The sequence below is a fragment of the Acinetobacter courvalinii genome (genome assembly GCF_014635545.1).
GTDB lineage: Bacteria > Pseudomonadota > Gammaproteobacteria > Pseudomonadales > Moraxellaceae > Acinetobacter > Acinetobacter courvalinii.
Genome location: NZ_BMDA01000003.1, coordinates 67,594 through 89,189, shown reverse-complemented (window position 1 = coordinate 89,189; position 21,596 = coordinate 67,594). Strand labels below are relative to the sequence as shown.

The following is a 21,596-nucleotide window of genomic DNA, read 5'->3' as shown; positions in this document are numbered from 1 at the left end:
TCTTGGTTAGTTATATCAGTTACAAGCTTATCTTTAAAATCACTTTAGACTAATTTTGCTTTGGTTTTCGCTTGAGTTGTACACAAATCAACCTGCTCACGCTCTATCGGGAGCAGTACCGTAAATACCGTGCCTTCCCCTTCACTGGAAGTCACATTGATTTCCCCCAGATTCATTTCCACAAAGCGTTTGCACAGGCTTAAACCCAGTCCGGCACCTTTTTCTCCTGCGGTGCCTTTATAGCTCATGGTAATGCGCGGCTGGAATAAATTCTTGATTTGTTCCGGGGTCATGCCCAATCCCGTATCCTTGACATAAACCTCAACATAGGTACCTTTATGTTGTGCTTGGATATAGACTTTGCCTGAGCCATCCACATCGGTAAATTTCAAGGCATTGGACACCAGATTCTGAATCACCGAGGTGATCATGTTCATATCGGCATAGACTTTCAGGTTTTCATCGACTTCATTAATCAGTTCAATATTCTTCTTGATCGCCAATGTTTTCAGGATATCGGTCACAATATTGGTAATCTGGCGCAACTTGAAGTTAATCGGATGATAGACAAAGCGCCCACCCTCTGCCATTGCCCAATTCAGTAAGCTTTCCAGCAAGTTATAGGTCGACTGTGAAGTATCATAAAGATAGTCGGCAATATTCTGGATGCTCGACTCGTCCAGGGTGTCACGTTCTTTGGCCAATATTTCCGCAAAACCGAGCAAACCATGAAATGGTGCACGCAGGTCATGGGAAATAATGGAAAAGAATTTGGTTTTACTAAAATTCAGTGCGGCTTCTTGTTCGTATAATTCTTTGAGTTCATCGTGATTAAATTTCAGTTCCAGCTGTTGCATGAAGTTAATGCAATGCTCTTGTAGCAATTGTTTTTGTAATTCAGTAAAGCCTTGTGCCGCTTCATCAAACAGAATGATATAACCGAGTGAGGTTTGGTCCGGATGCCTGAGATGTAAGGCAATCGCTGACTGGACTTTCTTTTTAATCGGATGTAAAAATGCCAATAAGGTCTGATATTGTGGATGATCACAGTCGACCAGATCGCCATTGACGAAAAGTGTATTTAGGCTTTTGCTAATTTTGGAGGTATCTATTGCTTGTAATTTTTCAGGGCAACGATGCCAAAGGTAAGGTTCCTGATGAAAAGCGAGTAATGCCGTACTGGCTTGCATCAGTTTACGGTTAAACTGTAAAAATTGCTCAAGCAGGTTCTGCTCTGAGTTTAGCCCCAAAGAAAGAGAGATTTTACAAGCGCTTAGCTTCTCGGCTTGCTGTAGTTCTAATAATTGAATCGCCATTCCCGCCTCTCGAATATTTTCGTTATACGGTTCTTTACGTTTTATAGAAAAAATGTGAAAACTATCACTTAGTATTAACAAACTTTAACAGAAAAGGCAATTGTTGATTTAATCAATTCGCAACAAAACGTGAAATTTCATTGAATTTAAACCTAGAATAAATTTTGAAAGATGCTTTTAAATAACATGTCTCTCTTTGTTTTAGTATTTATCTATTTAACTTAACAGCAATAAAAAATATTGGAACAGATTGAATTTCAATTGGAAAACTTAGAAAGCTTTTTATTCCCAATGACAAAAATGAAAGTAGATGATCATCTAACAGAAAAGGAATTTCCGGCGATTATCAATACGATCCACCATCAAGTATGCAACATCTCCAGAGCGGTTCAGACTAAGTAATAAAAAACCCAGTTTATGCTGGGTTTTGTTCTTTTAAATATTTATCCCAATCCCTCAAGATATCCGAATGATTACAAATTGATTTTTTAAAATTTCTAAACATGAAATGGATAATTCCATCGAAAAAATGAGCATCTAGAAGTTTAGATACTTCTATTGCATCTTTTATATAATCTGCTGTTGAGCAAATCCATAATAAGGTTTCTTGTTCAGCTTGAGTCATTAAGTTACTTAAAATTCTAAAATAGAATTTTGTATCAAATTCCTTATATTCATCCTTTTTTATTAAAGTAATCAAAGAACAATAATTATAAAAATAGCTCACCAATTCATCATACACTCCTGTTTTTCCAGTAAATTTTTCAATTTCATCCGCACACCTCTCAGCCATTATTATTTGATGACTTTCTGTAGAAATTTTGAAATTTTTCCACTCATTCTCATCACTCACCAACTCTTCAAATTTATTAGACAAATGTACAAATAAAGACTGTAAGTTAGTTGTGCCTAATCTAAGGCTCAATCGTTCTTGTGCTTGATTTTTTTGATTCAATAAAATATTAAACATATTAGAAAAAATAGCATGTTTAGACTCTCTCATCTGAGCATCATGAGTTGCTTGAGCTAAATCTAGCTGTTGTTTTGTTGCATCTTGCATCTGTGAAAGTTCAATTTTAGACAACTCCTTGGCATTCTCAATTTGTCGCTCTGTTGCCTCTCTAGCTTGAGCCAACTGTTGTTCTAAAGCATCTCTTGCTTGGTTCAACTGATTCGTTGTGGCATTTCTAGCTTCTCTAAGCTGATCTGCCATTGCTGTTCTTGCATCTTCATTGGCCTGTCTCTGCAAATATGCTGAATACATAACAATTATTAATGTTGCAGATGTAAATAGGGTATTCAAACTTCCATAGATATCCCCCATCGTACCAAAATCTTCTATATTTACTTTTGTTGAACCTATACCGGTCATTACCCATTTAAAAAATAATGGAAACAGACCCCATCCGATCAGTAAAATAATAAATACAACAATAGCTAAAACAACTTTTTGGGTATTATTTAGTCCCATTTTTATCACTCAATTACATTTATTTTTCAATTATTTAAATTGATTCGCATAAGTTTCAACAAGTGAAACTAAGCCCCCACGCATTTCTTCACGCGTCTGTCTGTATAACTGCACCAGCTTCTGTTCTTGTTCCGACAACTCACTTCCCTTCACCTCTGTTGTTCCCCACAGAATAAATGGAATATTAAATCTACGATCTTCAAGACGATCTAACTGGTCCATATCCAATGGTGCACTATGCTTTTCATAACGCACCACAGAATTCTTTTTAACCTGCAATATTTCAGCAAATTTATCTAAATATAGAAGCAAAAATTTTATAATAAACCATATAAATAATAAGTATTAAAAAACCCCAAGCCTTTAATACCAGCTTGGGGTCTTTGAATCTTGGTCCCGAGGGTCGGGATCACAATAATGCAAATGATTCAGATAGTTAGATGTATAAGTGTGGAAATAGTGTGCAAATCTCCGATAAATAAGCGAAATATCAGGAACATAGAAACAAGGGTTTAAGGGTTGTTTATCTAGTTTCTTTTTAAACTTTAGGTCATGAAAAAAAGAGGTTACAAAAGTTACAGATTTCTATTTATATAGTTAAATATATGTTTATTAATAATAATTACTAATATTTATAAAGTTACATACAAGTTACTACAAGGTTACATGTAACCAGTTTTAGAGGTTACAACATGTAACCCCTTATATATATGATTTATATAGATATTTAATGTTTATTAAAATTTCCGTAACCTCATGTAACCTCTATAAAGTTACAAGATAAAGTCTTATAAAACATATATTTAATACTTGTAACTTCTATTATTTTTAAGTTGTAACCTCTAAAAACCTATAGTTTTCAGGTTTAAAATATTTCTTATTTTTCATTATTTTTATTTAGTGCATCGGATTGCATCAAAGCGCATCTAGTATGAAATTAAAAAAGTGCTCTAAACCTTATGAAACATAACGTTTGAACATAATTTCTCTGTGCATCAAAAATGAGACATTTAGTAACTGCGCAGGCGGGAGAGGAGACTGCGTTTGCCCCTCCTGCTCCAGTCTTAGCTTGCTTAGGTCCTAAGGAGATTTCCCCCTTTCACTTCCATGTCGATCACAGGTTAAATTCAAGCGAAAAAAAAGCCACGCAATGAATACGTGGCCTGAGAAAACTAAAATAAATATATAATTTTTATACTTTTCTTGATATAATTCAGGTATCTATGACTTTGATTCAGATGAAATTAAGTCATATTCTTTAAAACGAATCACCTCTATCCCGAGCTGATCATTTATTTGTTTTAATAGATTCTGATAATAAACAATTTCATTGTAGTAAAAGACTCGGGCAGCCTTCTCAATATCTCCGAATCCACCTGAGTTTTGCGGTACCACGCCCATGAGTTGTGGCGGTATTCGATGCCCGGCTAGTTGGTCATCGCGGCTGGCAATCTTAATATTATAAAATTCATCTTTTGCAGCGACTTCAGCCAATGGAATTACATTGAGACCTTTCTCTTTTCCACCAGGTGTATAAACCAATAAGTTTTTAAAATTGCCGGCACCTTTGGAGTTTGCCAGTGAATCTTCAAGGTCATCAATATCCTTTTGTGATTTTAGGGCATCGGTAATATGCAGAATAAAACCTGCATGTGCACCATTCTTGTAATAACGTCGACGGAACAAGGTTGCTGCTTCATTTAAGAGAATTGCATTAATACTGCTCAAGTAATTCGGTACTCCATAGATTTCCTGAGTAATATCTACATCCGAAATATGGATAATTTCATGCGGTTCAAACTGATGCTGTTTTGCCTGAAATCCATCTAATTGATAAAACGATTTTAGATCAAGCCCTTTGCGCATATTGATCGCTGGCCGTGAAGTAATTTTAAGTACTCCACGAAAACGGTTGTATTGAATATGAGCATAAGAGTTTGCAAAAGTGATGAGATTCAAAGCCAATGAATTGAAGTCATGGCGGCTTAACAACGGATGAGGAATAAAATCATTAGAAAGAATATTTCTTTTGATGACGATAGCACTGGTATGGTGACTTGTTCCTCGGTACAGCTTTGACGTAGCAACAATGTCATAGGGTAGTTCATACCACTCCTGCCATTCAGGACAATAACCATATTCAAATAGCGTATGGCCATCAAGTACTGGCTCTGGATCTCCAAAACTTCGAGTTAGCATTTTCGGTGCCGGTGATTGATCGGCAATGGCACTTGATGGATTGTTTACTGGAGAGTGGTCCACAGACATTTGCTCCAGACTTGGAAATAGGCTTGAAACAACTTTGTCCAATATTTTCATGAATTAAATACTCTGATACGGCTTTGACGTGCGCCTTGATGTTCTGGATCTGGAATATGAATAATCGGGGCTTTCTCCAAACCATTCATTACTGCCCAGGCTATGTCACCGTGACCAGTTTCAGCGTTTCGACTGGTGACAAGTGTTTTATTCCCCCCGCCACCAGTTAATGCTTTTTTGATCGACAAAAATGACTTAGCCACAATTTGCAAACCAGCATCAAAATGCAGTCTGCGTTTTTGGAATAATTCTTTTACCCGGAGGCCCATACGAATTTTTAATTCTGGTGTGTAGTTCAATCGTGTGAGTTGCGGGAAAAATATCTCTACATGTTCAGCCACGGCCAAGCCGTTCCCGGTATTATCAATCCCGATAAAAGTGACGTTGTAACGACCACAAACCTTTTTGATATACAAGGCCTGTTCGCTGGCCTTCATACCTTGAAATTGTTTAATTTCTAATATGCGATATGGCTCAAGTGGCGTAGTAGGCGGGGCAATCACTGCAAGGGCTGCATTATCTCCTGTGAATGATGGATCGTAGCCGAGCCAAACTTCCCCGGCATAACGAGGGTTTTGATTCGGAAAAAAGTCCTTCCACACTTCCCAACTGTCGACCATGTTAGGGACGATATCTTTAAGCGGGAAATAAGATCCCGAATCATCAATAAACTCACAATCGAATAGATTGGCAAATTCCTCGTCGCCATATTCAGCCAGCAGATCCTCACGATCAAACAGGTCACACCCTTTTTCCTCCGCATCACTGAGCGTAACTATCTGGCGGGTTTTTCGATCAGCACATTTAACTGGAGCTTTCAAAGCTGACTTACTGACATCGATCTCAATAGGTAACTTTCGTTTGCTGTCTTTACCTGTCCAGAATGAATATGCCTCATGCAAAATACTTGAGGGAGTGGACATGTAAATTTGCTTATACATCTTTTGGGATGCCATCGCTGAAGCAACTTTTTTAAACTGCAAAAATTTACGAATCCAAAAGAATTCATCCATGATGACATCACCATGGCGGCCTTGGGCAGTAAGGGCATTGGTCCCTAGGTAATAAACTGTAGCTTGGCCATTCGGGCCATTAATCACAATCGGATCACCAGTCAGATCCAATCCGATCACATCGAGAACAAAAGCCTTGATATATTCAACGAACTGATATGCCTGCGCCTTTGATGCAGACATAAAGATTTTATTTTTGCCCGTTTTGAGTAAATCGATTAGAGCCCAAAGCGCAAAAATATATGTGGCACCAATCTGACGGGACTTTAATAAAATAAAAATACGAGACCATGAAACGGCATCCATCCATTCCTGTTGATAAACGTATAAAAATTCCTTGAATGCTTCTTCAAGTTTTTCCAGATCCTCGAGCGTAATTTCATTTTTAAGTTTTCGCTTTTTAGGTCCTGCATTTCTGTTCTCAAGATTAGGATTGAGATCCGTTTGTTTACCCGACTCTAAATATTTATTGATCCTCGCCCATCGTTCAAACTCTTTAGAGATCCGTTCCATTTCTTTGTAATTGGCATTACTTTTATTTTCCATAAAAGTTAAGGACATATAACGGATTTTTAATGCAATTGTGATGTCATCAAATACATCCGATTTTGCCCATTGGTCGCGCTGCTTCCAGCTTTCGACAGTCGAACGATTCTCCCCAGTATGGTTGGCGATTTCTGAGACAGACATACCCATCGAGAAAAGTATTCTTCCCTGCTGTCTTGGGTTCATGAGTTCTAGGAACGTCGGTGCATTTGTATTCATGTGCCTAATGTTGCGTTAAGCACTGAAATTCTTTGAGTGATGTATTCCTGATTAAGCGTTAATCAGGATAGGTCAGATTGCACGCATACCTACCATCAAAGCAGACTGCAAGCATCTTAAAAATGAATTGCGGAATATTAAATGGAGCTACCAGGAGAAGGACGAGTAATTAAACGTTTTCGTGTTGCTCGTGAAGGGCAAACTGTCGATGGACGTGAATTATTACGTCAAGAAATCCAAGAAATGGCAGATACATACAACCCGGAGCATTATGCGGGTCGTATCAATATCGAACATTTTGGCGGCTGGTCCCCTGAGCCTCCGTTTAATGCTTATGGCGATATTTTAAAAGCTGAAGCGGAGGAAATTGATGGAAAACTTCATCTATACGTGACCATTTCAGCTTTACCAAATTTTGTGGAAATGAACAAAAAAGGGCAAAAAATTTACCCTTCAATTGAGTTCTACCGCAATTTTGCCGGGACTGGTAAAGCCTACCTTGTCGGGTTGGGAATGACCGATACCCCTGCTTCGTTGGGTACCCAAGCCATCAAGTTTTCTGCAAACCCTCATTCGCTCAGAACCCAACCTGATTCGGAGATTTATATCACCATGTCTGAAAAAACAAATGAAGGGAAAAGCTTTATTGATCAGCTCAAAGAAGCTTTAACCCCGACGCCAAAGCCTCAAGATTCATCCGCTGTTAGTGAAGAATTGGCAGGTGCTTTAACTCAAGGCGTCGTCCAGTGCTTGAACGGCATTAAAACATTAGCTCAAGAAGTGAGTGGACTTAAACAATCATTAAGCAATCCGCCTGCAGTAGCTCCTGAAGTACAAACTCCAGCAGTTCCTAGTGTTCAAACTCCAGCAGCTGCTGCCCCTGAACAACAGTCAAATCAGCAAACAAATCCAGTTCCAGCTGTAAGTCCTGAACTGACACCAATTTTGCAGCAACTTTCACAAGGCCTGAACGATTTAAAAAATCAGTTCAACACACTCAGCACAACCCCGATGAACCCTCCTCCAGCACAAACTGGTGGCGCAGCAAATACTGTCGATTACTAATAGGAATTAAATAAATATGTCTGTAGTTTTACAACCACAAGCACGTCAGCTATTTGAATCCTATAAAGCTGACATCGCACGCGCCAACGGTGTTGAGAGTGTTCTCAATACATTTGCTGTTAATCCAGTACCACAGCAAAAAATCATTAAGGCATATCAGGAGCAAGCCGACTTTTTAAAGTTGATCAATTATTTCCCTGTTGATAATGCCCGTGGTGAAAAAATTGCTTTAAGTATCGGGACAAGTATTGCTGGTAATACCAATACCAATGTTCAGGAGCGTCAACCGACTCCAGTCGGAAATCTAGAGCACTTGGATGAGTACGATTGTACGCAAACCAACTACGATGTCGCGATGAAATGGGCATTACTGAATGCATGGCGTCATCACCCGAATTTCAAGCAAATGCTTCAGGAACTTGTAGTTCGCGCTGTTGCCTTAGATAAACTCTGTATCGGCTGGAATGGTTTATACCGTGCTCCAACTTCAGACCGTGTAGCGAACCCACTTTTACAGGATGTAAAGCGTGGCTGGCTGCAAAAAATCCGTGAAATTGCTCCAGAACAACACTATGCCGGTGAAGATGTAAATGTCGGCGGTACAGTCGTCAAAAAAACCCTTATTGGCGCTGGTCATGAATACAAAACTGTTGATGGTTTAGTGGAATATGCGGTCGAGGAATTTATCGCTGACCAACATAAAGACAGTGGCCTAGTCGTTATTTGTGGTCGTGGAATCTTGAGTGATAAATATTTACCGCTTTTGAACACTATCCAGGACCCAACTCAACAACTGGCTGCCCGAACAATTTATGCGAACAAACAATTAGGTACTTTACGTGCCATGCATGTTCCTAAATTCCCGGCTAAAACCATGCTGATCACAACTCCAGACAACCTGTCGATCTATATGCAGAACGGTACTTTCAATCGTTCAATTCAAGATCAACCATCATGGGATCGTGCGGTGGATTATCAATCTGTGAACGAGGACTTTGTAGTTGAAGATTATACAAAGGCTGTTCTCATCGAAAACATTGAGGTCGAGTAATCATGCCAGTTAATTCTATGCGCCAGTATCGAGAAAAGATGCTGGCAGAACGGGCTGTGAAAGCCCAACAAAGCCCCGATCCACGAGTCAAACGCACTATTGCGGTTGACTTGGCCTCGGGCCCAGATCAAACCGTCCAGATTCCTGCTGAACTGTTAACTCAGGGCAATCAGCCAAATATTGAATTACGAATGTTCAATCATTTGAATACACTGGCCAGCATGAAATCCATTCAGGAACGGATTGCTAAAAAAGCGGAATGGCTTCCTGAATATGGGGGTTTCATCGATGGCTGTCTGGCTGTCTCACCTGCCCCACAAAACACGACGCTGGTTCATTTGATGATCTGGGCGTGCGATGTCAACGATTTTGAACTGGCTGTCAAAATTGCTGAATACGTTGTTTTGAATGACATGGTGATGCCTGAAGGTTATTCACGCTCAACCGCTGAATTTGTCACCGAGCAATGCGCTGAAGTCTTTATCGATGATGAGGATCTAGCGATTGCAAATGCTTCAATCATTCAGCGCATCATTAGTCTTGGCGAAGGCGAGCAGATTGTCGATGAAGTACGCGCCAAAATTTATCGTGCCCTCGGCGATGCATTGAACCAGGCACAACCAAATGAAGCTGTAACGGCTTACAAGAATGCACTTCGATACAATCCCAAAGCAGGCTGTAAAAAAACATTAGAGCAGCTTGAAAAGCGATTGCGTCAAAATGCAACCGGGTCGTCTCCCGACGCCACTGTCGGCTCGCAGGCAGATTCAACGGCAGATACAAATGCTGCTGGATCTGATCCTGCGTCCACCGACTCTCAGGCACAGGAGTAATCCATGTTACTAAACGCACCTGTTCAAAATGCTGAAGTCGAAAATCCAATACCTGAATATCCGAATATCAGTATTACGGATCTACTTGGGCAAGTGCGTTTGGATCAATCCAAGGGTGAGCAGCTGCTGTCTGAAAAAATCCTTTTGGCCATGGATATCATCAATGGCGATTTAAAAGGAAACGTAATCGAAACAGAGGAACAGATCCGCAAATATAAACGTGCTGTGAGTTATGAAGCCGCAGCCCTCATTTGTGAAGATAACCTCGATTTTGATACTACGACCACAGGCCAGGTGCGTGGTGAAAACCAACGCGATAAAGCTGACTCACTCCGCCGGATTGTTCAACACACAATAGCCGATTTAACCAACCGGCCACGTAACCGGGTACGACTTGTATGAGAGAAGTCAAAGCAATCCAGGGAGATACCTTGGAGTCAATTGCCTATCGTTATTACGGTACCAAAGCGGTTGAAATGCTCCCGGCTTTACTTGAGGCAAATGCGTCAATAAATCAAATCTTTTTGAACGAACTTCAAAAAATACAATTACCAGAATTAACCAAGGCCACTGCACCACAAATGCTGAAACTTTGGGATTAAGGGGATGGGCATGAATGACCCGATTAGTATCAAAGGCCTACCATGGTTTATCAAAATTATTGCAGCCATCATCGGGGCCATTTTTGCTCTGACTCTTAGCGGTGATATTGACATGGAAGGTCGTTTAAAAATCACAACTGGAGTGATCATCAAGTTTGCTTTCAGTGTTGCTATCAGTATCTATGGTGGAGCTGCTTTTATTGAGTACTTCAATTTGACTCATTATTCCCACTCGGCTCAAGGCGTTGTAATGCTTTTCTTTGCCGTTTTTGGTCTTTTATTCGTGGGAATTTTATATCAATCCTTTAAGTTGATGGATGGTAAAAAGCCTAGCGAACTCATTTCTGAAATTAAAGCAGCATTCACTGCGATTTTTAAATGAATGGTGGACCAAATGAGTTTAAAAATTTCCTTGGAACAAATTGAGCAACAGGCTAAAAACCTCCAGATTGAAACTGCGGCATTACGTGCAGTTATTGAGGTCGAATGTAAGAGCTCAGGTTTTAACAAAGATGGTTCCCCCGTTATTTTGTTTGAACGCCACATCATGCGTCGTCGATTAATTGAAAATAAAAAGTCAAAGATCGCTGACGAAATGATGCGAAAACGGCCCGACCTTTGCTCGAAAACTTCGGGGGGGTATGGGTTAGAGTCAGTACAGCACTTAAAGCTTCAGGATGCAGTCAAATTTGACCGTGTAAGTGCATTGGAGTCTTGTAGTTGGGGACTTGGCCAAGTCATGGGATATCACTGGTACACGCTTGGCTATGAATCAATTCAAGATTTTATAAATGCGATGTACAAGAATGAGGCCCATCAATTGGATGCAATGTGCCGCTATATCAAAGTAAATAATTTAATTAATGCTCTGAAAAACAAAGATTGGAAGGCCTTTGCAAATGGCTATAACGGGCCAAACTATAAAGCTAATAGCTATGACATCAAGCTGGCCAACGCATACAAACGTTTCGCAGGTTAATTATGAAAGCCCTCGCCCCCCTAAAAACATTTTTGGCTCAGAAACTTTCTTTACTGACACCAGACAAGTGTCATCTTTTGATCGTAAATGGCAGCCAGAAAGAGGGCTATTTTGATTATACCGCCCGGGTCATGTTGCTTGATTATCGCGGAGATCCGATCGAAGTGATTATGCAGATCCTGAACTGGCTTAAATCTAAAAATTTACATTTAGATGCAGCAGGTAAAGACATCCAGATTTCATTTAGCTCCGAGGTAGTTGATTCTGATACTTTCGACTTAGAAATTGATTTCCCTCAACGCGATAAAATCGTTTTTGATCAGTCTGGTTATCATATTTGTCCACCTCTCGTATGGTGCAATACCCGTGGCGGGTTTTTCCCTGTAGGTGAGTAATGGACGCAGCTAAGGGATTAAATCATTGGCTGGATCAATTTGCTGTTTTACTTGAACCATCCCAACGCAGAGAACTAACCCGTAAACTTTCACAAGGTTTAAGAATACGTTTTCGTGAACGTATCAAGGGGCAACGAGATCCCAATGGGAATAAATTTATTCCACGTAAACGCGACCAAATTGGAAAAATTAAACGCAATGCAGCTATGTTCCAAAAGATTGGCAGGCAATTAAAAACTGAATATTCAGAAAATCATGCAGCTGTCGGTTTCGGTGGCCGTACGGGTTTTGTTGCCTCAGTACACCAGGAGGGAAAAACTATTAGGCCGAGCAAGAATGCAAAGCCAACGCGCTACCCGATCCGTGAATTAGCAGGGTTTAGCAAAGATGATGAACAATGGGTTAAATCAGAGATTCAGAAGTTTTTTACACTATGATCGAACTTAGATGTAATTGTGGAAAATTACTTGGGAAAATTGAAAAAGTCTCAGTAAAAATAGAAATTAAATGCCCACGCTGCCGCGTGGTGAACCATTGGAACGTCTAGAACGTCGGGTTAGATAGCCTAGAGCTACCAATGGAGCATGATATGCGCCTAAAAACTCAATCCAATCAAAACAGCCTGCGGTATGGCTCTGTTTTTTCAGGAATAGAAGCTGCCTCCGTAGCTTGGCATTCACTAGGATGGAAACCTGCATGGTTTTCTGAAATCGATAAATTCACTTCTGCTGTTTTGTCACATCATTACCCCAAGGTCATAAACCTTGGCGACATGACCCTTATACGACAAAAAATCTCTACTGGTGAGGTTGTTGCACCTGACGTTCTTGTGGGTGGCTCACCCTGTCAGGCTTTTTCAATATCTGGATTACGAAAATCATTAAGTGATTCTCGTGGTGAATTAACACTTGAATATGTGAGATTAGCAAATGAAATTGACGAAAATCGAAAATCAAAAGGACAACCGCCTGCAATTATTGTCTGGGAAAACGTGCCTGGTGTCCTTACAACACAAGACAATGCTTTCGGAAACTTTTTGGCAGCACTTGCAGGTGAAGGGACTGCACTTCAACCACCAGGGGGACGATGGAAAAACGCTGGTTGTGTGTTTGGATCACAACGAAAAATCGCTTGGCGGATCCTTGATGCTCAATTTTTTGGCTTGGCCCAACGACGCAAGCGTGTGTTTGTTATCGCAAGTGCTAGAGAGGGATTCAATCCCTGCCAAGTATTATTTGAGTCCAAAATCATGTCAGGGAATCTTGAGACGAGCCCAAGCGAAAAACAAAAAGTTACCCCTAGTTCTGGAGCAAGCGCTGGAACAAGCTTCAGTTTAGAATCCAATAATTTTAAAGTACCCTATTGTTTCAATAGTTCAGGATTCAGTAGTTTCAGGGAAAACGTGATTTCTTCAACACTGACTAAAAGTGGCGGATCTGCACAAGGGGGAAGCGAAACTTTAATTGTGGGCACTTTGGATACGCAATGCGGATATCAGAAAGCCACATTTCAATCTGTTACTGCAGGGCATGTTATTGTTCAGGACAATCCGTGCCCTCCCCATTATCCTAAGACGACTTACTGCATTAATGGCCAAACCATTAATAAGAGTGAGCGCAATGGTGGACGTGGTTTAGGAATACTTCAAGATTATTCATACACGCTGACAACAACAAATCCCCATGCTATTTATGCTTCTCAGAACATAGGTAAACCACGTCGATTGATGCCTATTGAGTGTGAGCGCCTGCAAGGTTTCCCAGACAATTACACACAGATCCCTTATCGGAATAAATCAAAGGATCTGGCACCTGATGGACCGAGATATGCTGCACTAGGAAATTCCATGGCTGTTCCTGTGATGAATTGGATTGGTAAAAGAATTTCTATGCAAATAGGTGTTATTCCTGAATAGGTTTTAATCAGGATCGGCCAAATAGCGAGCCTAAAACAAAAAGCCCATGATTCAACCATCATGGGCTTTTTAGTTTCAATATGAGCAATTTAACAAGACAATTTCAAAACTTGGCAGGGATTGGCACCGTCATCGCCCTCGATCCGCCTGCAGGGAAAATGCGCTTAAAAATTGACGAGAACGAAACCGACTGGATACCCATTCCAACTATGGCCGCGGGAGTAGTCAAAATGTGGCGCTGCCCTTCCATGGGCGAACAATTTTCCGTTACAGCTCAAGGCGGTGAGCTGACCAGTGCCATCCCTCAAGTCAGTTTATTTTCTGAAGAAAACCCGCCACCAACAGATAACCCGGACGAAGTTTATTTCGAGATTGGTGACTATAGTTTTGTGGTCAATATCACCACTGGCGTGGCCACTTTCACTTTTTCTAAATGTGTATTCGATTGCCCTGAAACCCTTTTTAAGGGAAAGATTCACTCTGAAAAAGAAATAACCTCAGATGTCGATGTGATTGCGGCAAAAGTGAGCCTTGTACAGCATCCTCATGGCTTCGTACGCAGTGGAACGGATGAGTCTGGACCAGCACTGGCCACTGGAGAATAACAATGAAAGGTATGTCCAGAATAAACGGCAAAGCCATTACAGATGATGAGGATCAGGAGTACACGCACCTGATGCAGTCCATCCATGACATTTTGAGCACGCTTATTGGCACACGTTTATGCCGCCGAAATTATGGCTCTTTAGTCCCCCATTACATCGATCAGCCCTGTAATGAAATAACGCAGGTTTTACTGATGTCGACCGCGGCCACCTCACTTATCAAGTTTGAACCCCGTATCAAAGTAAGCCAGATCCGTGTTCATCAATCTGCACAAACACCAGGTAAATGGGATTTCTTTATTTTGGGCAAACGCATTATGGCCACAGCTGAAAAACCTTTTAGCGAAAATTTTCTTATTGGAGCAGCTGCATGAGTTCTACCCGTATCGATTTATCAGCCTTACCTTTTCCCAATGTTTTAGAAACGCTGGATTTTGAAGCTGAATTGCAAGCATGCAAAGCTGAGGTTATAGCCCGAGATCCAGAACTAGAAGAAGCTTTAAATTTTGAAAGTGAACCCATGGTGAAGTTGCTACAAGCATTTGCCTATCGAACACTTTTAAAAACTGGCCAGATCAATGAGAAAGCCAAGGCGCTGATGCTTGCCTATGCTAAAGGTTCTGACCTCGATCATTTAGCGGCAAATCGGGATGTTTACCGTAAAACCATCATTGAAGCCAATCCGAACGCTAATCCTCCGACTGAAGCGGTCATGGAAGAAGATGAGGACTTGCGTCGACGAGTCCAGCTTCAACCTGAATCCATGTCGGCAGGATCTGAAGGTTGCTATCAGTTTTGGGGATTATCGGCTCATGGCCATGTGAAAGATATTTCAGTCACCAGCCCGACTGAAGGCGTCGTGGAAATATGGGTACAAAGTCATGTTGATGAAGTTGCCCCACAGTCTTTACTCGATATCGTGGACCAAACAATTACACCAGGTAAACGCCGACCATTCACAGACAAAGTATATGTAAAAGCCTCAACCCCATGGGAATGGACATTAAATGCAGACTTGATTCTATTCCCGGGTCCTGATTCTGAAGTCGTACTTAAAGCAGCTGAAGAAGCGGTCCTAGAATATAGCAAGCTTGTAAATTCGCAAGGTTACGACGTAACACGCAGCGCCCTATTTAAAGCATTACATCAAGGCGGTGTACAAAACGTGATTTTAAATAGCCCCGCTGCCGACATCGTTATTCCAAAGAGCCGATATGCAAAAAATATCGGTATGAATATTTCAATTACGGAGTTCCGCGATGTATAGCCTACTCCCACCGAACGCCACCAAACTAGAAAGAAATCTGGAGCAGCTTGGCGATCGTCTCAGTAATTTACCCGTGCCTTTTATCGAATTGCACCGGGTAGAACTTTGTCCTGAAAAGCACCTCGCCTGGCTTGCATGGGACCATCGTGTCGAATACTGGAGATCTGACTGGACTGCAGCAGAAAAACGCCAGGCAATTTCAGAAAGTAAAGAATTCAATGCCCAACGTGGGACCCGCTCATCGATTGAAAGTTTGCTTAGTAAGTTTGTGAATAATTTTGAACTGAAGGCTTGGCATGAGTACTCACCTCCGCAGCCTCCTTTCACCTTTGTCGTGATCATTAACGAAATGATCATTTCTATTGAACAACTTTTGCAGATCCAGACTGCTGTAGAAGCCACCAAGTCAGCTCGAGATAATTTTTCAATTGCAGCCAAAGTTTTAAGCAGTGGCCAAATCAAAACAACCGGTGCAAGTCACTCAGGTGAAACCGTTTATTTAAGTACGCTTTAGGATATTTTAATGACCGCAAAATACTATGTAACGCTAACGGATTACGGAGCTACCCGGGTTGCCCAAGCACACGACTCCACGTCAATTTTATTATCGCAATTGGTGATTGGTGATGCGAATAATATTCCTTATGATCCCATCGATAAAAAGAGTCAGACAGCTTTAGTAAATCAACGTGCCACAGTTCCCGTTCAATCTGTTCAAATCAATGGCGCAGTTACCACAGTTACAGCAACCATTGCCGCAAATCTCGGCGGTTTTAACATCCATGAAATCGGTTTAAAAGATGATACTGGCAAGCTTGTTTATATTGGTAATTATCATGGGGGATATAAACCGATTATTGCAGAGGGTGCAGGTGGTGAACTTACTATCGTAATTGATATCACTGCAGAATCAGGAAAAGATGCTCTAATCGAAATAGATCCTAATGTTGTGACGGCAAATAAAAAATGGGTAATTGATAATTTTGTCCGGATTTCAACATTTGAAGAAGCATTAAACAATGAAAAAGATGCCCGCATTTACAGTGATAATCTATTAAATGAAAAAATTGATCAAGCTAATTTAGCTCGATTAAATGGAGATAAAGATTTATCCGACCGTATTTATCTCCTTGAAAATGCGCCTATAAGCCCATCTCTTGGGGTAAATCAAAATTGGCAGGATGTAACCCATCTTCGAGCTTTAGATACTAATTATTTCAATAACTCCGGTGGACCTAGAGCAATTTCAGTTGTTACACAGGGTCGAGATGCCGAAGTAAACATTACTGTGAATGGGTTACAAGTCTGGAACAGTCAAAATACCTATGATAATTGGGACATTATTATGGGAGGAATGACAATTATTCCTAATGGCCAAAGTTATAAAGTAGAGGCGAACAGAACCAGAGGCGGGACTTTGATTAAGTGGATGGAGATGGGAATATGAAATATTTTAAACATATTAATGGCGAAGTTTATGCATTCGAACTAGATGGATCACAGGACCATTTGATCACCAACGAAATGGAAAAAATGACAAAATCCGATATAGACCGCCATTTATATCCTAAAAATTATTTGACTGAAGATGAAAAAAAAGCCGCCTATCTCAGCAGTTTACGACCTTTAACCCGTCGTCAATTCATGCTCACACTGGTTGAATTTGAACTGGATGATCAGATTAAAACTGCCATAAGTGAAATCGCGGACATCAAACAACGTAAAAAGATCGAAATTGAGTTCAATGATGGCCAAAGCTTTGAACGTTTGAGCGAATCTATTTTATTTATGGCCAACTTACTCCAGTTAGATGAAAACCGGGTTAATGAATTGTGGGAGCATGGTTTAAGCCTATGAACGTAAATGAATACCTGATCAAAACTGGCAACCCATTTAGCCTGCTTTTCATACTCAGAAATGGCAAAACCCGAGAGCCAGTAGAAATCACTGACGAAATGCATTTTACGTCCACCATTATTAATAATCTGGGGCATGTAATCGCGGAATGTGAGGTGGTCATTTGTGACCAAGTGACCAAGAAAGGTGGTGTACTTTTTAAGGTCGACCAAACCGTTACTAAAAGGTGGAAAGCTGGAACCGCAGTCGCTGACATCAAACTTGCCATCAATGGCCAGGAACGTAATTCAGGAAATTATTCATTCAAGATTGAAAAGAGCATAAGCTGATGATTGATCTCGTTTTAGAAATGCATTGGTCCAATAATCCTATCCCCATCGATCAGCTTTTTGCACAGCCCGATTATATTTTCGATGTGCCCTTAGGCTTATTTACCTCCCTTGAACCTCAAGTTACAGAGGTAAATGGGAAAAAGGGATCAGTGGAATTAAATGCGCAGGATGTGGATGCAGATCCAGCAGGATCTGCGCTCCAGGTTAAAGAACAGCTCGAAAATTTGATTGCACAAGTAGGCGATTCAAAACTTGATAAAGCTGATTATGTACAACATTTTCGCGGCTTATTCAGTAGCTATGCGGCTCTAACTGCTGCCTTACCTGCTGCGATCAATGGCGACTATGCCCATGTCGACGGTGGCGTCAATTTCGGACGTATGGCTGCAATCTGGGATAGCGATGACCATAAATGGATCATTCAGGAGGTCCATGTAGCTTTAAACACGGATGAAATGCCCGAAGGCCAGGAGAATCTTTATTTTAAAGTCAGTCGCGCACAGCAAGCGGCTCTAAATGCTCAAATAGTGGGATTAGATACCAGCTCGGCCACTGAAATTACAGCTCAAGATATCGTTTTGTCGTCACTGGGGAAGTTGCAGGCTCAGATCAAAAAGCTGAATGCTGTCTGGGTCGATATCACCACAGTCGCTAACGTACATCCCTCAATTACTGGAGTAAATGTACAATTAGCCCGCATCAATGGACTTCTTTATATTAAAGGATATTTCAATATTTCGGCTGTCTCATCCTCACCTATTGATGCTTTTACAATTACAAATCCGCTTTATAAATCACATATCATCATTGGAGCGTCAGGATTCAATGTAAGGAGAATCAATTATATTAAGGCAATGTTTAGTGATGGCCTTTCGATTGATATGTCATTTAATGCAACTGGTAATAGTAGAAATGAAGCGGAAGCACAGACTTCAGTACAAACAATTGTTTTAGGCGCAAATGCAAGCAACAGATTTAACCCTGTTTCGATTCTACCTACTATAATGGGCGAGCTCGTTATCAAATAAACACAATCCCGATTAGCTTTTAATCAGGATTCGAACATTCGCACTCTTTAATTTCACCCTTCAATATCTCCAAAAGCCACATAACCTTTTGGAGTTTTTTTATGGCCACACAACACCACGGCATTACCGGTCGTGAAGTTCAGTCCGGAATCATTCCGATGAAGGACGCCCAAACCAATATCATCGGATTGATTGCCTTTGCTGATGATGCAGATCCTCTCGTCTTTCCGGAAAATACCCCGGTTCGTGTTTCTTCTATTAACCGAGCACTTCCTGCAGCTGGCCTAACAGGTAATCTACGCAAAAGCCTCGAAACCATAGCAATGATCACCAACCCAACGCTGATTGTCGTTCGTATTCCAAACCCGTTTGGTGGAGAAATTTTCCAAACAAATGCCGTAGCAGGATATGTGTCTGAAACAGGTCAACGCACCGGTATTTTGGCGTTTCTCACAGCCAAATCCATTCTTGGCATTGCTCCAAAAATTTTAATCGCCCCTGATGTTGAAACCCCAGCAGTAGTCGAGTCCCTCGCTTCAGTATGTAAAAAGCTTCGTGCTTATGCGTACGTTACCCCACGCGATGCTGCGAGCGCGCAAATGCTAGAAACAGCTGAAGAAGTGGCTTTATATCGGGATCAACTGGCCCATCGGGAAATTGAAATAATCTGGCCAGAATGGACAAGTGGGAATGTATTCCTGGGGGAGCCCCTGCTCCCCACAGCGTCATAAGCTGTGAGGGAGCGACAAATTCATTTAAGTTTGTACTTGCGATCCGTGATGGTACCGAGCCTCCGCCTGATGCTATGTATGTCGTAGTTGATGGCGTCGAAGTCCCGGAGAACTCTGCACCATTACCGTGGTATCAGCATTCTGTTCTTAATGAAAATTATCCTTTTCCGGTGCCTGCAGGCTTCTCGGTAGGTCAAGGCGTGGCTCAAGCCAGAAATTTAGACTCTGTTAGCCACCGACTGGAGTTCAAATCCAAAAGTGATGATCTGCTGATCTTCATGTATGACAACCCGACAGTGGTTGAGCTCGATAATGCACACAAACATGTGGGTACATGTTTATCTGCAGCCAGTCAAAATGGTCGGGATGATGCCACATCCACTATTCGTTTATATGACGATCATTTTTTGAGGGGAAATGTTCAACTTGAAATCGGCTCAGTATCGGCCCTTTATGAATGGTCGGGGAATGATGTCGGCTTTCTTGAATGGTTCAATATGCATTTCTTCGATTATGCACAGATCACGGATGCCATTTCTGATGATGCAAATTATGCATTTACGTTTGAATCAAAAGCCGCGACTGACATTTTAGTAAAAATGACCACGATGACTGATGGCACTCTGATTAATCAGGACGTCGAAGTTGAAAATGGAAATAAAAGCTTCAGCCAAATTGGTAAAGTGGCGACCTTCTGGTTGACCCCAAAAGAACAACAGATTTCAATGTTTAACGTTGTTTACGACAATGCGAATGGCGATGTCGTTATTTCTGGAAAGACGCTTTTACCTAACCAGTCTGTTTTTATTAATGTTGTCCTGGTTGATTTTGTCGACGATAAAATCACGATTAGCTCTGATGCCAGCGGAAACTTTAATTTAAGAGTCCAAACCTTTAAGAGCGGCGGGATCTACCATGTATATGCGAATGTTTTAGATAGTAATGAAAATTACTCGGCTCAAGTCGATGTTAAATCGGCAGCAGATTATCTGGTTCCTCCAACATTGTCTGTGACTGGAGTAAAAACCTTCAATGCAAATCCGAATGGCGAAAACTATGTCAAACAGGATATTTATTATGCCAATGGCATGACGTTCAACACCCTCAATATCTTCGATATTGCACAGTTTTGGACGGCATTAGATGGATTCTCGAATGGGGATTTTACTCTCCCGGGTAATTCTGGCGATAAGATCTGCATTGCTGCGCTTAAGGTATTTCCTCAATATAGCGACCCTATCTTAATAGACATTATCGAATATATTGTTCCATAAAATGTCCTGACAAAAAAACCACCTTCGGGTGGTTTTTTTAAATCCTCAAATCCTGAATAGCTTTTAATCAGGATTACGCAAATAGCGCAGCCTGAACGATCACAGCATGATTGACCCATCACTTATGAAATGGGAAATTTCATGCCACAACCTAACCTTGCAGAACTGTATGGACCAGGCATTTTCACTGCCGTGGTCGCTGCAGCGGCTCTCCGGGCCGAAACCGACGAAAAAGTCGGCTGGCACAAATCACTCTCGAATATCCCGGTGACTGGTCCAACTGGTATCAGCATGCCTTTGACTTGGGATCTTGAGGACCCAGACACAGACGTCGGCTTCTTAAACAGCAAAGACATTACAACCATGATCCAGCATCAAGGTTTCCGATTCTGGGGCAACCGCAATTGTTCTGACGATCCTCGCTTCTCATTTGAGGTCGCAACACGTACAGCGCAATTTATCCTGGATACGATCATCAATGGCTGTTTTCCGTTCGTGGACCAACCGCTGACCCCTTATCTGGCCAAAGACATCATCGATTCGATCAATGCAGAGCTACAAGAGCACGTAACAGCTCGTCACCTGTTGGGGGCTTCAGTCTGGTATGACCCTGCTGAGAACTCGATTCAAAACTTACAGCAAGGACAATTGTGGGTCGACTATGACTACACCCCTGTCCCGACGCTAGAAAATCTAGGCGTAAACCAACGCATCACTGACCGCTATTTAGTGGATTTCAGCAAATTGCTTGGTGGCGGTACCGCAACGGAATAATAAG

Annotated in this window: 27 protein-coding genes; 22 read left to right on the top strand and 5 right to left on the bottom strand. The window is 41.3% G+C overall.

All coding sequences use genetic code 11. The features are described from left to right. Positions 1–44: 44 nt before the first annotated feature. From IEV39_RS12630 to IEV39_RS12610, 5 genes are all read right to left on the bottom strand, one after another. A complete protein-coding gene (locus IEV39_RS12630) occupies positions 45–1,316 on the bottom strand; it encodes a sensor histidine kinase (protein WP_005289068.1) in 1,272 nt (423 codons plus the stop codon). Positions 1,317–1,731: 415 nt separating this feature from the next. Next, the gene (locus IEV39_RS12625) at positions 1,732–2,787 is read right to left on the bottom strand and encodes a hypothetical protein (protein WP_005289071.1); all 1,056 of its coding nucleotides are present in this window, start codon (positions 2,785–2,787) and stop codon (positions 1,732–1,734) included. Positions 2,788–2,817: 30 nt separating this feature from the next. After that, complete coding sequence (locus tag IEV39_RS12620) at positions 2,818–3,099, bottom strand: hypothetical protein (RefSeq protein WP_005289074.1); 282 nt, start codon at positions 3,097–3,099, stop codon at positions 2,818–2,820. Between the two features lie 909 nt (positions 3,100–4,008). Next, positions 4,009–5,106: a phage portal protein gene (locus IEV39_RS12615; RefSeq protein ID WP_005289076.1), complete on the bottom strand. Its 1,098-nt coding sequence runs from the start codon at positions 5,104–5,106 to the stop codon at positions 4,009–4,011. Beyond that, the gene (locus tag IEV39_RS12610) at positions 5,103–6,884 is read right to left on the bottom strand and encodes a terminase large subunit domain-containing protein (protein ID WP_005289079.1); all 1,782 of its coding nucleotides are present in this window, start codon (positions 6,882–6,884) and stop codon (positions 5,103–5,105) included. Before IEV39_RS12610 ends, IEV39_RS12615 begins: the two co-directional genes overlap by 4 nt. A 141-nt stretch (positions 6,885–7,025) precedes the next feature. On the opposite strand from IEV39_RS12610, the gene IEV39_RS12605 reads away from it, so the two are divergent. The 22 genes from IEV39_RS12605 (at position 7,026) to IEV39_RS12500 (ending at position 21,592) form a co-directional block, all read left to right on the top strand. Continuing rightward, positions 7,026–7,949, top strand: coding sequence for a GPO family capsid scaffolding protein (locus IEV39_RS12605; RefSeq protein WP_005289081.1), 924 nt, complete (start codon positions 7,026–7,028; stop codon positions 7,947–7,949). Positions 7,950–7,965: 16 nt separating this feature from the next. Beyond that, positions 7,966–9,000 carry a phage major capsid protein, P2 family gene (locus IEV39_RS12600; protein ID WP_005289084.1) on the top strand — a complete coding sequence of 345 codons (1,035 nt, stop codon included), beginning with the start codon at positions 7,966–7,968 and terminating at the stop codon, positions 8,998–9,000. Between the two features lie 2 nt (positions 9,001–9,002). Then, positions 9,003–9,833 (top strand): phage terminase small subunit, encoded by an 831-nt coding sequence (gene gpM / locus IEV39_RS12595; protein ID WP_005289087.1) that lies wholly within the window; start codon positions 9,003–9,005, stop codon positions 9,831–9,833. A gap of 3 nt (positions 9,834–9,836) precedes the next feature. Beyond that, a complete protein-coding gene (locus IEV39_RS12590) occupies positions 9,837–10,235 on the top strand; it encodes a head completion/stabilization protein (RefSeq protein WP_005289091.1) in 399 nt (132 codons plus the stop codon). Then, complete coding sequence (locus IEV39_RS12585; protein WP_005289094.1) at positions 10,232–10,435, top strand: tail protein X; 204 nt, start codon at positions 10,232–10,234, stop codon at positions 10,433–10,435. The genes IEV39_RS12590 and IEV39_RS12585 overlap by 4 nt, the downstream gene beginning before the upstream one ends. Positions 10,436–10,445: 10 nt before the next feature. Continuing rightward, on the top strand, positions 10,446–10,817 hold the full coding sequence (locus IEV39_RS12580) for a hypothetical protein (protein WP_032883204.1): 372 nt from the start codon (positions 10,446–10,448) through the stop codon (positions 10,815–10,817). A gap of 12 nt (positions 10,818–10,829) precedes the next feature. Continuing rightward, the gene (locus IEV39_RS12575; RefSeq protein WP_032883298.1) at positions 10,830–11,414 is read left to right on the top strand and encodes an N-acetylmuramidase family protein; all 585 of its coding nucleotides are present in this window, start codon (positions 10,830–10,832) and stop codon (positions 11,412–11,414) included. A gap of 2 nt (positions 11,415–11,416) precedes the next feature. Continuing rightward, positions 11,417–11,809, top strand: coding sequence for a phage tail protein (locus tag IEV39_RS12570; RefSeq protein ID WP_005289104.1), 393 nt, complete (start codon positions 11,417–11,419; stop codon positions 11,807–11,809). After that, on the top strand, positions 11,809–12,246 hold the full coding sequence (locus IEV39_RS12565) for a phage virion morphogenesis protein (protein WP_005289107.1): 438 nt from the start codon (positions 11,809–11,811) through the stop codon (positions 12,244–12,246). Before IEV39_RS12570 ends, IEV39_RS12565 begins: the two co-directional genes overlap by 1 nt. After that, positions 12,243–12,356: a Com family DNA-binding transcriptional regulator gene (locus tag IEV39_RS18670; protein WP_081401884.1), complete on the top strand. Its 114-nt coding sequence runs from the start codon at positions 12,243–12,245 to the stop codon at positions 12,354–12,356. The genes IEV39_RS12565 and IEV39_RS18670 overlap by 4 nt, the downstream gene beginning before the upstream one ends. A gap of 75 nt (positions 12,357–12,431) precedes the next feature. Beyond that, the gene (locus IEV39_RS12555) at positions 12,432–13,724 is read left to right on the top strand and encodes a DNA cytosine methyltransferase (protein WP_032883299.1); all 1,293 of its coding nucleotides are present in this window, start codon (positions 12,432–12,434) and stop codon (positions 13,722–13,724) included. An 80-nt stretch (positions 13,725–13,804) separates the two neighbouring features. Next, positions 13,805–14,329 carry a phage baseplate assembly protein V gene (locus tag IEV39_RS12550; RefSeq protein ID WP_005289113.1) on the top strand — a complete coding sequence of 175 codons (525 nt, stop codon included), beginning with the start codon at positions 13,805–13,807 and terminating at the stop codon, positions 14,327–14,329. Between the two features lie 2 nt (positions 14,330–14,331). Continuing rightward, positions 14,332–14,703 (top strand): GPW/gp25 family protein, encoded by a 372-nt coding sequence (locus tag IEV39_RS12545; RefSeq protein WP_005289116.1) that lies wholly within the window; start codon positions 14,332–14,334, stop codon positions 14,701–14,703. Further along, positions 14,700–15,596, top strand: a complete 897-nt coding sequence (locus tag IEV39_RS12540; RefSeq protein WP_005289119.1) for a baseplate assembly protein — start codon at positions 14,700–14,702, stop codon at positions 15,594–15,596. The genes IEV39_RS12545 and IEV39_RS12540 overlap by 4 nt, the downstream gene beginning before the upstream one ends. Further along, entirely contained in the window at positions 15,589–16,110 is a 522-nt protein-coding gene (locus IEV39_RS12535) for a phage tail protein I (protein ID WP_005289122.1), read from the top strand. Before IEV39_RS12540 ends, IEV39_RS12535 begins: the two co-directional genes overlap by 8 nt. 9 nt (positions 16,111–16,119) lie before the next feature. Then, positions 16,120–17,043 (top strand): phage tail protein, encoded by a 924-nt coding sequence (locus tag IEV39_RS12530; RefSeq protein ID WP_005289125.1) that lies wholly within the window; start codon positions 16,120–16,122, stop codon positions 17,041–17,043. Next, complete coding sequence (locus IEV39_RS12525) at positions 17,040–17,453, top strand: hypothetical protein (protein WP_005289127.1); 414 nt, start codon at positions 17,040–17,042, stop codon at positions 17,451–17,453. Before IEV39_RS12530 ends, IEV39_RS12525 begins: the two co-directional genes overlap by 4 nt. Further along, positions 17,450–17,782 carry a hypothetical protein gene (locus IEV39_RS12520; protein ID WP_005289130.1) on the top strand — a complete coding sequence of 111 codons (333 nt, stop codon included), beginning with the start codon at positions 17,450–17,452 and terminating at the stop codon, positions 17,780–17,782. The genes IEV39_RS12525 and IEV39_RS12520 overlap by 4 nt, the downstream gene beginning before the upstream one ends. Continuing rightward, positions 17,782–18,813, top strand: a complete 1,032-nt coding sequence (locus tag IEV39_RS12515) for a hypothetical protein (RefSeq protein WP_005289132.1) — start codon at positions 17,782–17,784, stop codon at positions 18,811–18,813. Before IEV39_RS12520 ends, IEV39_RS12515 begins: the two co-directional genes overlap by 1 nt. A gap of 101 nt (positions 18,814–18,914) precedes the next feature. Then, positions 18,915–19,544 (top strand): phage tail sheath protein, encoded by a 630-nt coding sequence (locus tag IEV39_RS12510; RefSeq protein ID WP_005289135.1) that lies wholly within the window; start codon positions 18,915–18,917, stop codon positions 19,542–19,544. Next, entirely contained in the window at positions 19,490–20,818 is a 1,329-nt protein-coding gene (locus IEV39_RS12505; RefSeq protein WP_005289138.1) for a hypothetical protein, read from the top strand. The genes IEV39_RS12510 and IEV39_RS12505 overlap by 55 nt, the downstream gene beginning before the upstream one ends. Positions 20,819–20,959: 141 nt before the next feature. Continuing rightward, entirely contained in the window at positions 20,960–21,592 is a 633-nt protein-coding gene (locus IEV39_RS12500; RefSeq protein ID WP_005289140.1) for a phage tail sheath subtilisin-like domain-containing protein, read from the top strand. Positions 21,593–21,596 lie beyond the last annotated feature (4 nt).